This is a genomic window from Algoriella sp. (genome assembly GCF_036647415.1).
GTDB lineage: Bacteria > Bacteroidota > Bacteroidia > Flavobacteriales > Weeksellaceae > Empedobacter.
The window spans coordinates 42,486-51,548 of the sequence record NZ_JAVXKG010000003.1 but is presented as its reverse complement, the minus strand read 5'-3'; the positions used below and the strand labels follow the sequence as shown (position 1 = coordinate 51,548).

Here is a 9,063-nt window from a genome sequence, read left to right as displayed (position 1 = left end):
TGAACCAGCTGAGCTAAGGGACCTTCGTAATTGGATTGCAAATATAGGGCTGTTTTTGAATATACCAAATAGTTGAAACGAAAAAAAACAAATTAAAAGCAATGATTTTAGTTAACTATTTTTATTTCAAATAAATAATTTAAGAAATTTAAAAAGAAATTTTCGTCTTTTTTTTCTTCTCCTCAATTTTAACTCCTTTAAACAGATAAATTATTCCGATAAATGAGATAGAAATCGTAATAATAGAGAAAATAAATGCAGCACTTGTTGCCAAAGTTTCATCAAAATTGAAACGATGCGCCGCATACATAAAAACAGCTTCTCTAATTCCGAAACCACTAAATGAAATAATTGATAATATCCCAGAAACTAGAAAAATTAATAAATAAATACTGAAATTATCTGGATGAATATTCAATCCTTCCAAAACAAAATACAACATACCAACTTGTATCAATTGCAAGACAATCGAATAAATCATAGAATTGTAAAAAGTTTTTTTATGGACAGGGAAAAATTTCCCTAAAATAAATGGAACAGCTACAAAACCAATTAAAGAAATACTCAATGAACCATATTGTAAAATTGGATAATCAGTTAAATTAGATAGAAAAATTAAAAATAGAATTATTAATATCATAGATAATAACCCTATTATTTTATCTAAAAAAACAGCTTGTGAAATTTCTTTCAGACTAATTTTATAATTTTTATTTAATACATAAACCTTATACGCATCTCCGCCAATACCGCCCGGAACAAAAGTATTGTAAAACATTCCTAAGAAATATAGACGCGCATTCGATTTATAAGACAAATCGAGATTAATATCTTTAAAATAATAATCTAAACGAAAAACAGAAAGCGCTTGCGAAATCACATAAAGCATAACAGCAATTATAATATACGCCCAATTTGCATTTTTGTAATGACTGAAAATATCGAAGATATGTAGTTTTACAAAAAAGATATAATAGATTAAAGCAATACTTATCGTAAGCTTAATTCCAGTAATAATGTATTTCTTAGTTTTCGGATTCAATTGAATTCTTTTGAAAATTAACGCACAAATTTAGATAATCTTCTATTAATCTTTGAAAAAAATATTTATAAACAAAATATTCTCTGATATTTCTTAATTTTGCTCACAAATTATCTCATTAATGCAATCAAAAGTTATTGTAATCACAGGTTCATCTTCGGGAGTAGGATTGACTTTGGCCAATTATTTTCACGATAAAGGACATACAGTTTACGGTTTGTCAAGAACGGCTAAAGGTCAAGAAAAGTTTAAACATATTGCAACCGATGTTTCGGATAAAGAAAATGTACAACGAACTTTTCAGCAAATTTTTTCTGAAACGAATAACCATATTGATGTATTGATAAACAATGCAGGAATTGGAATGTTGGGCGCAGTGGAAGATGCTTCTAAAACTGATATTGAGAAATTGTTGGATGTTAATGTTTACGGAACAATTTATACAATGCAAGAGGTTTTGCCAAAAATGCGTACGCAAAAAAATGGTTATATTCTGAATGTTTCGTCTATTGCAAGTAACAACGGATTGCCATTTCGTGGCTATTATTCGGCTTCTAAAGCGATGATTGATCGTTTGATAGAATCAGTTCGTTTAGAAAATCGTCACACAGGAATAGAGATTTCTACACTAAATTTTGGAGATATAAAAACTAATATTGCAGAAGGTCGTGTAAAAACATTTGTATCAAAATTTTATCAGAAAAAGTATGATGCAATGATTGCTGATATAGACCACGAAGTTGAGCAAGGTACACCAACAGAAGATTTGATTCCGATAATTGAAGGTATTTTAGAGCAAAAAGGATTAAAACCACATTATTATATTGGTAAATCGATGCAAAAATTTTCGGTAACATTGAAAAATATTTTACCACAGAAAATGTTCGAAAATATTATCGCAAAATATTCAAAATTAGATTAATAATGGAAGAAATTATTTGGCATTATAAATCATTTGAAGAATTAACTTCGAAAGAGCTATATAAAATAATTCAGTTACGAAATGAAGTTTTTGTGATAGAACAAGACTGTATTTATCAAGATTGTGATGACAAAGATTTGGTTTGTGGACATCTTTGGGCGACGATAAATGATGAAGTTGCTGCATATTCTCGAATCGTTCCGAAAGGAATTTCGTACGAAAATGAACCTTCAATTGGTCGAGTAATTTCTAATCAAAAATTTAGAAAATTCGGATTAGGAAAACAATTAATGAAGAATTCTATTCAAGTCATCGAAAATAGATTTTTAACATCGTCAATTCGTATTTCTGCACAATCTTATTTGAAACAATTTTATTCATCTTTTGGATTTGAACAAGTTTCTGAAGAATATTTAGAAGACGATATTCCACATATCGAAATGTTGAGAAAATGAAATTTCTAAAATATTTCTTCATAACCTTATTTTCTTCATTTTTCGCCTTGGTTTTGGTTGATATTTATTATTCTAATCAACTGAAAAATATGGCGCTTTTTAGTGGAGAAGTGCAAGAATGGAATCAAATAAAAGAAGGAAAAACAAAAGCTGAATTGGCAGTTTTTGGTTCGTCGAGAGCTTTTATTCAAATTAATCCGAAGATTTTAGAGAAAGAAACAAAACTGAATTCCTACAATTTTGGATTGAATGGAAGTAAATTCAAAATGCAATTTTATCGTTTCAATATCTATTTAAAACACAATCCGAAACCGAAAATTGTAGTTTGGAATTTGGATACATTTTCATTTTCGCATATAGAAGAAGTTTTTCAACCCAATCAATATGTTCCATTTATGTTATGGAATCGTGATTTGTACAAGGCTTTGGACGAATATAAATCGACAAATGTGTGGGATTTTATTTTGCCATTATACCGTTATCGAGATCAAGTTTATTGGAAAGATCAAATTTCGCGTTCTAAGAAAGAGAAATTGGGAAAAGATGGACTTTTTCGTAAAGAAGGCTTTATGTCTTATGACCGCAAATGGGACGTGAATTGGACGAAGATGAAAAAGAAAAATTCTGATTTTGATTTTAATGATTATCCATTATTGGAAGAATTGATAAAACGTTGCGAAAAAGAAAATATAAAGCTTGTATTTACTATTGCACCAGAGTTTTATAAAGGTCAAGATTATATGTTGAATCGAGATGAAGTGATTAATCGTTACAAAACAACATTGCAAAAATACAATTTACCTTTGTTAGATTATTCTGAAGATACAATAAGTTATCAGCAGAAATATTTTTACAACACGACGCACATGAATAACAAAGGTGCTGATGTTTTTACAAAAGAACTTTCGCAGGATTTACAAGAATATATAAAATAGAAAAATACACTTAATACGATAGTTTTTTAGAATACTGAAATAACATAATAGTATGATTTATGTTTGATTTGTTTATATTTAGTCTAAATAAGTTGCATATTCTTTAGAACCATTCTATATTTGCAGTCTCAAAAAATTAGAGTGCATGTTTCGTTATTTTATTGAAAAAATAGTCTTGATTGTTATTATAAGTGGTTTTACGATGAGTGTTAATGCTCAAGATGTTAATCCTCAACTAACAATACACGTTATAGATAACGACAGTATCTCTTTGCAACAAGTGAAAATATCACTGAACAATGATAAAATAATTACGACAGATGAAAATGGTTTTGCCAAGATAAATCTACCAATCGGTAATTATACCTTACAATTTTCACACTCATCTTATGAAACGCAACAACTAAATGTTGAACTTTTTGCAGATAAAACGATTACTCCTACACTTATTTCTAACAATATAGCTTTACAAGAAGTTGTTTTTACTGCGAAAGAAGATAAAGGTTTAACATCAAAATCTGTAATTGATAGAAAAGCGATGGAACATCTACAACCGTCAAGTTTTACAGATTTGATGGAGCTTTTACCTGGTGGTTTGGCAAAATTACCCAATTTAACACAGACAAATGTTGCTTTAATTAGAGAGAATTCAGGAAGACCAACAGAAGGTGGTTATAATACATCATCATTAGGAATACAATTTATGGTTGATGATAATATTATCAATTCTAATTCGGATATGCAACGTTCTCTTAATCAAAGTTCAATGTTGTATGCACCAAGAGATCGAAATACAATTTCTACCGGTATTGATATGCGAAGTATATCGACAAATGATATAGAAAAAGTTGAGATAATAAGAGGGATTCCTTCTGCGGCTTACGGTGATTTGACTTCTGGATTGATAAAAATAGAACGAAAAATTGGCGTAACACCTTTGCAAGCACGTGTAAAAGTAGATGGTTATAGCAAGCAATATTATATAGGAAAAGGATTTAGTCTAAAAGATAATTGGAAATTGAATGCTTCTGTAGATTTTTTAGATGCTAAGAACGATCCAAGTGATGATCAACAAAATTATCAACGAATTACGGCTTCTTTACGATCAGAATTAAAACTGAAATTATGGAGTAATTCCTTAAAATGGCGAACGAATTTAGATTTTTCAGGAACATTAGATAATGTTAGTTTAGATCCAGATAATTCGTATGCACCAACAGATACCTACAAGTCGTATACAAGAAAACTTACGGTAGCTAACAATTTTACATACGAATTACCAAAACAATCATTTCTTAATTTAATAACTCTTAATACGTCAATCAGACAAGGTTTTGATCGTATCAAACAAAGGCAATTTGTTCAATATTCTGGGCCAAGAGCTTTGCCATTGTCAACAGAAGCAGGTGAAAGTGTAGGTATTTTTGCAGCAACAAGTTTTGTGTCAGAATATATGACAGATGGTAAGCCATTAGATATTAATGCGCAATTACAAGCAACTGGTAAAAGAAGTTTTTTAGGGTTTACAAATTCGTATGAGCTAGGATTAGATTGGCGTTACAGTAAAAATAATGGTAAAGGAGATGTATATGATGTTACTCAACCACCAGTAGCCAGTATGTCAACACGACCAAGAGCATTTAGTGATATTCCTGCAACACAAAATATAGCGGCTTTTATTGGCGATAGACTTGATTATAAATTAAACAAACACACTTTTACATTATACGGAGGTTTACGTTTAAGCAAATTGCTAGGTGTGGATAAATCATACACAATAAGCGATAAGGTTTTTGCAGAACCACGTGTTAACTTTCAGTACGGTTTACCACAATTTATGATAGCGGGTAAACCATTAGATATTGATGTTACATTGGGATATGGAATGTTTTATAAACAACCAACAACTTATTATTTATATCCAAATAAGCAATTTACAGATTATGTACAGTTAAATTATTATAATAATGATGAACGTTATCGCTATATAAGTTATATGACATACGTACAGCCATTAGAAAATAAAAATATAACTGCAGCAAAAAATATTAAGAAAGAAATTAGAGTAGATTTTGCGTACAACAATCATAACTTTTCTGTTACTTATTACAAAGAAAGAATGAAGAATGGCTTCCGACCATATTCTAATTTCACAGTTAATTCATATAAAAAATATGATGCAACAAAAGTTGATATTAATAACTGGACAACTAACGGACCAGATTTAACAAATGTGCCATATACAATCGTAAGAGAACATAATGCTTTTACAACCATAGAAAACGGAAGTGTAACAGATAAAGAAGGAATAGAATTTCAGTACAGTACACCACGTTTTAAGGGAATTAATACACGTTTTACATTAAGTGGAGCTTGGTTTAAAACTAAATATTACAATGATATTCCAGTTTATGAAAGACCAACAGTTTCAATAGGAGGAACTCCTGGTTCTTTTCCTTACATCGGAGTTTATGAAAATGATGACGCTTATACGAACTCAAATCTAAATTATAATTTGATGATGGATACTTATGTCCCAAGTTTAGATTTAACATTTTCGGCATCTATACAAGGTTCTGTTTTTACAAATAAAATGCGCGAAAAAATTATTGCATTTCCTACATCTTATATCGATTTAGATGGTCAGATAAAACCATATACAGAAGCAGACAAAGCAGATATATACAAACAACATTTAGAACGAAATAAAGCAACTTCAGAGCCTTCATCTCGTAAAGAAAGTTATACGGTAAATGTAAATTTTAAAATAACAAAAAGTATTTACAAAGCATTGCGTGCGTCTATGTTTGTAAATCAATTGTATAGTTATGACAATCCATATTTTTTCAACAATGTAAGGATTACCGGATCAAGACGTATCCCTTATTTTGGAGTAGAAATGAATTATAATTTTTAACACAACAATAAAAAAAATATTTATGAAAAAGAGATTTTTATTATTAAGTTTTTTAGCTGTATCAGCTTCTTATACTTTTGTATCATGTTCTAATGATGACGATTTCGGAACAGAGGTTGTTCAGAATAGCACATTAACTTTATCTTTCAAAGGAGATAATATTACGACATATAAATCATTAGAGATTGAAGTAAAAGAATTAAATACGGGTGCAACAACAACTAAAACTATAGACGGGCTTAATGCTTATACATTAGATTTGCCAAAAGGATCTTACAAAGTTTCTGTAAACGGAACGGTTGTAACATCAGCAAATGAAGAAGTAAAAGTAGGAGGGTCTGCAGCTATTGATGTTAAAAATACAGCAGAAAATCTAGCAATATCATTATTTATTAAACAATTTAGTAATGATTTTATCATAGAAGAAGCTTTTTATGCAGGTGTAAAAACTCCTGAAGGAAAAAACTATAATTCTAGCCGTTATTTTAAAATTACAAATAATACAGACAAAGTTTTGTATGCAGATAATTTAATTTTAGCACAATCAGAATTTTTAACACAAGACGATAAAAAACCAACACCATTCCATCCAAATACTGCGTTTGCTGTAAAAGGAGTAATGGTTATCCCAGGAACAGGAACAGATTATCCTGTACAACCAGGTGATTTTATTGTAATTGCTGATAATGCAGTAAACCATAATGCAGTGACAAGTACAGCTTTTGATTTGAGTAAAGCAAACTTTGAGTTTCCTTCGGAAAACCCAGCTTTAGGACAAGTAGATAATCCAAGTGTACCAAATGTAAAAGTGATTTATACACAAATGAATTTTAATATGTTTTTCTTACACAGCAGTGGAGTAGAATCTTATGTTATTGCTCGTTTTCCTGCAGGAGAAAGTGCAACAACTTTCTTGGAAAAATATAAATATAGTTACGAATATGTGAACTCTGCTGGAGGAGTAACAAAGAAAAATGCATACGAAATTCCAAATACATGGATTGTTGATGGTATGAACAATAGTGTACCAGATCGTTTTGCACAATTATTAACTTCAACATCTATTGATGCAGGTTGGACAGGAATTGGAGAATTCTGGAATGACGCAAGTCGTTTAGGAAAATCTGTTCGTAGAAATGTTTTAGGAAAAACAGAAACTGGGAAAAATATCTACAAAGACACCAACAATTCTACTGTTGATTTTATCAAAAACGCAGAACCAAGTCTTAAAAATGGTATCGTTCATTAATTAAAATAATTTATTTTGAAAACATTAAATATCTTTCGTTTTTTATTGATTTTATTGTGTACATACAATTTTGTAAGTGCACAAGATAGTCTATCACTTTATCAAAATTTGAAGAATCAATACGATTCTGAAAGAGATTTTAAACAATATATTTTCTATAATCCAGCAAACATGCTGGATTATAGTTCTTTTTCTTCATCAGAATTATTTATCGATTATTTTAACCAAAAAGATAAAGTATATCGTCAACAAAATGGTTCTGAAAAACAAGGATTTGGAGTAAAAACAAATTCATATCAAAAACTTAACACAAATAAAGCGCTTTGGGGAAGTGCGTCTTATCAAAATCTGAAAACAAAACATATAAAATTTAATGAGAATTTAGATTTTGATCGAGTTGCGCCATATTTTTCATCGGACTCGATTGGTGGTGATTTAGAGATTGAGAAGTATCAATTTTTAGGAGGTTATACGCAAAGATTTAATAAAATAACAATAGGTGCTGAGGCAAGTTACAATGCGCAACTTGGTTCAAGAGCTAAAGATCCTAGAATAAATAATATAACTTCAGAATTGAATTTGAAAATAGGTTTAAATTATGCTTTTTATAAGAAATTTGAACTTGGTATTTTTGCAGAAGGAGAACGCTATTTACAAAATAGTAGAATAAGATTTGCTAGTAAACTTGGTCAACCGCTTGTTTATCAAATGACAGGATTAGGATTTTATAACAATCTTTTTAGTGGAGGAACGTCTTCTATAACAACTATTCACGAAGAATTTGGTTACAAGGTTGGAGGACAAATAAATCATGACAAAGGAAAAGATTTTTATGTTATGGCTCAAATGGGGCAGTCAAGTATGTTAAAAAGTTATCAAGGAACAGGAAACACATATTATGATTTATCCGAATTAGATAATGATTATTTTGAAGTAGAAGCAGCAAAATTTTTCAATATTAATGCACAAAGAGTTGGTTTTAAAGTTAATTATTTGTCTAATCAAACAACAGGAAAAGAGTATGGTTACACAAATAATACGCAATTATTAGCACAAATTTATAAACGTTTATCATATAAAAAAGACGAAACAGTAACCAGTTTTTCATTGTTTTATTCATTAAATAAAGAAAAATTTAGTTTATCAGCAACACCATATTATCGTTTGCAAGAGATAAAAGAACAACGTTTATTTCCATACAGCGGACAAAAATTTGAATATTCTATTTTCGGATTATTAGTTGATTATAAACAAAAAATAAGTGACAATCAAGCCATAACTTTTCGTCCATTTTTTGATATAAAATCAGTTTCATCAGCGAAAAATGTATTGACAACAAACAATTTACCTACTATAACAAATTGGATTAATCAGGATTATAATTATTTAGCAAGCGATGTAAAAACGATTGGTGCAAGTTTGCGTTATGATGTTAAATTACAAAAAATACCAGCTATATTTGTAGAGGCTGGAATTAATCAAGCTAAAATTCAATCAAAAAATAATAATTTTTCTACTCTTATGGTAGGAATTACGTTTTAAA

Annotated in this window: 7 protein-coding genes and 1 tRNA gene (1 of these 8 cut by a window edge); 6 read left to right on the top strand and 2 right to left on the bottom strand. The window is 29.6% G+C overall.

From position 1 onward, the window contains the following. Together RSC72_RS01890 and RSC72_RS01885 are read right to left on the bottom strand one after the other, a co-directional pair. Positions 1–23, bottom strand: a tRNA-Val gene (locus RSC72_RS01890) (it extends 152 nt beyond the left edge of the window). A gap of 125 nt (positions 24–148) precedes the next feature. After that, the gene (locus RSC72_RS01885) at positions 149–1,042 is read right to left on the bottom strand and encodes a lysylphosphatidylglycerol synthase transmembrane domain-containing protein (protein ID WP_332544205.1); all 894 of its coding nucleotides are present in this window, start codon (positions 1,040–1,042) and stop codon (positions 149–151) included. A 121-nt stretch (positions 1,043–1,163) separates the two neighbouring features. On the opposite strand from RSC72_RS01885, the gene RSC72_RS01880 reads away from it, so the two are divergent. The 6 genes from RSC72_RS01880 to RSC72_RS01855 all read left to right on the top strand — a co-directional run bounded on the left by RSC72_RS01880 (position 1,164) and on the right by RSC72_RS01855 (position 9,062). After that, positions 1,164–1,964 (top strand): SDR family NAD(P)-dependent oxidoreductase, encoded by an 801-nt coding sequence (locus tag RSC72_RS01880; protein ID WP_332544206.1) that lies wholly within the window; start codon positions 1,164–1,166, stop codon positions 1,962–1,964. A 2-nt stretch (positions 1,965–1,966) separates the two neighbouring features. Then, positions 1,967–2,419: a GNAT family N-acetyltransferase gene (locus RSC72_RS01875; protein ID WP_332544207.1), complete on the top strand. Its 453-nt coding sequence runs from the start codon at positions 1,967–1,969 to the stop codon at positions 2,417–2,419. Then, positions 2,416–3,354: a hypothetical protein gene (locus tag RSC72_RS01870; protein WP_332544208.1), complete on the top strand. Its 939-nt coding sequence runs from the start codon at positions 2,416–2,418 to the stop codon at positions 3,352–3,354. The genes RSC72_RS01875 and RSC72_RS01870 overlap by 4 nt, the downstream gene beginning before the upstream one ends. A gap of 145 nt (positions 3,355–3,499) precedes the next feature. Then, positions 3,500–6,271 (top strand): TonB-dependent receptor, encoded by a 2,772-nt coding sequence (locus RSC72_RS01865; protein ID WP_332565879.1) that lies wholly within the window; start codon positions 3,500–3,502, stop codon positions 6,269–6,271. Between the two features lie 22 nt (positions 6,272–6,293). After that, positions 6,294–7,520: a DUF4876 domain-containing protein gene (locus tag RSC72_RS01860; protein ID WP_332565880.1), complete on the top strand. Its 1,227-nt coding sequence runs from the start codon at positions 6,294–6,296 to the stop codon at positions 7,518–7,520. A gap of 15 nt (positions 7,521–7,535) precedes the next feature. Further along, positions 7,536–9,062, top strand: a complete 1,527-nt coding sequence (locus tag RSC72_RS01855) for a DUF6850 family outer membrane beta-barrel protein (RefSeq protein WP_332544211.1) — start codon at positions 7,536–7,538, stop codon at positions 9,060–9,062. Position 9,063 lies beyond the last annotated feature (1 nt).

Excerpts from the sequence above, each read along its gene's own strand:
- RSC72_RS01880 (WP_332544206.1), top strand. The coding sequence starts at position 1,164 with ATGCAATCAAAAGTTATTGTAATCACAGGTTCATCTTCGGGAGTAGGA.
- RSC72_RS01875 (WP_332544207.1), top strand. The coding sequence starts at position 1,967 with ATGGAAGAAATTATTTGGCATTATAAATCATTTGAAGAATTAACTTCG.
- RSC72_RS01870 (WP_332544208.1), top strand. The coding sequence starts at position 2,416 with ATGAAATTTCTAAAATATTTCTTCATAACCTTATTTTCTTCATTTTTC.
- RSC72_RS01865 (WP_332565879.1), top strand. The coding sequence starts at position 3,500 with ATGTTTCGTTATTTTATTGAAAAAATAGTCTTGATTGTTATTATAAGT.
- RSC72_RS01860 (WP_332565880.1), top strand. The coding sequence starts at position 6,294 with ATGAAAAAGAGATTTTTATTATTAAGTTTTTTAGCTGTATCAGCTTCT.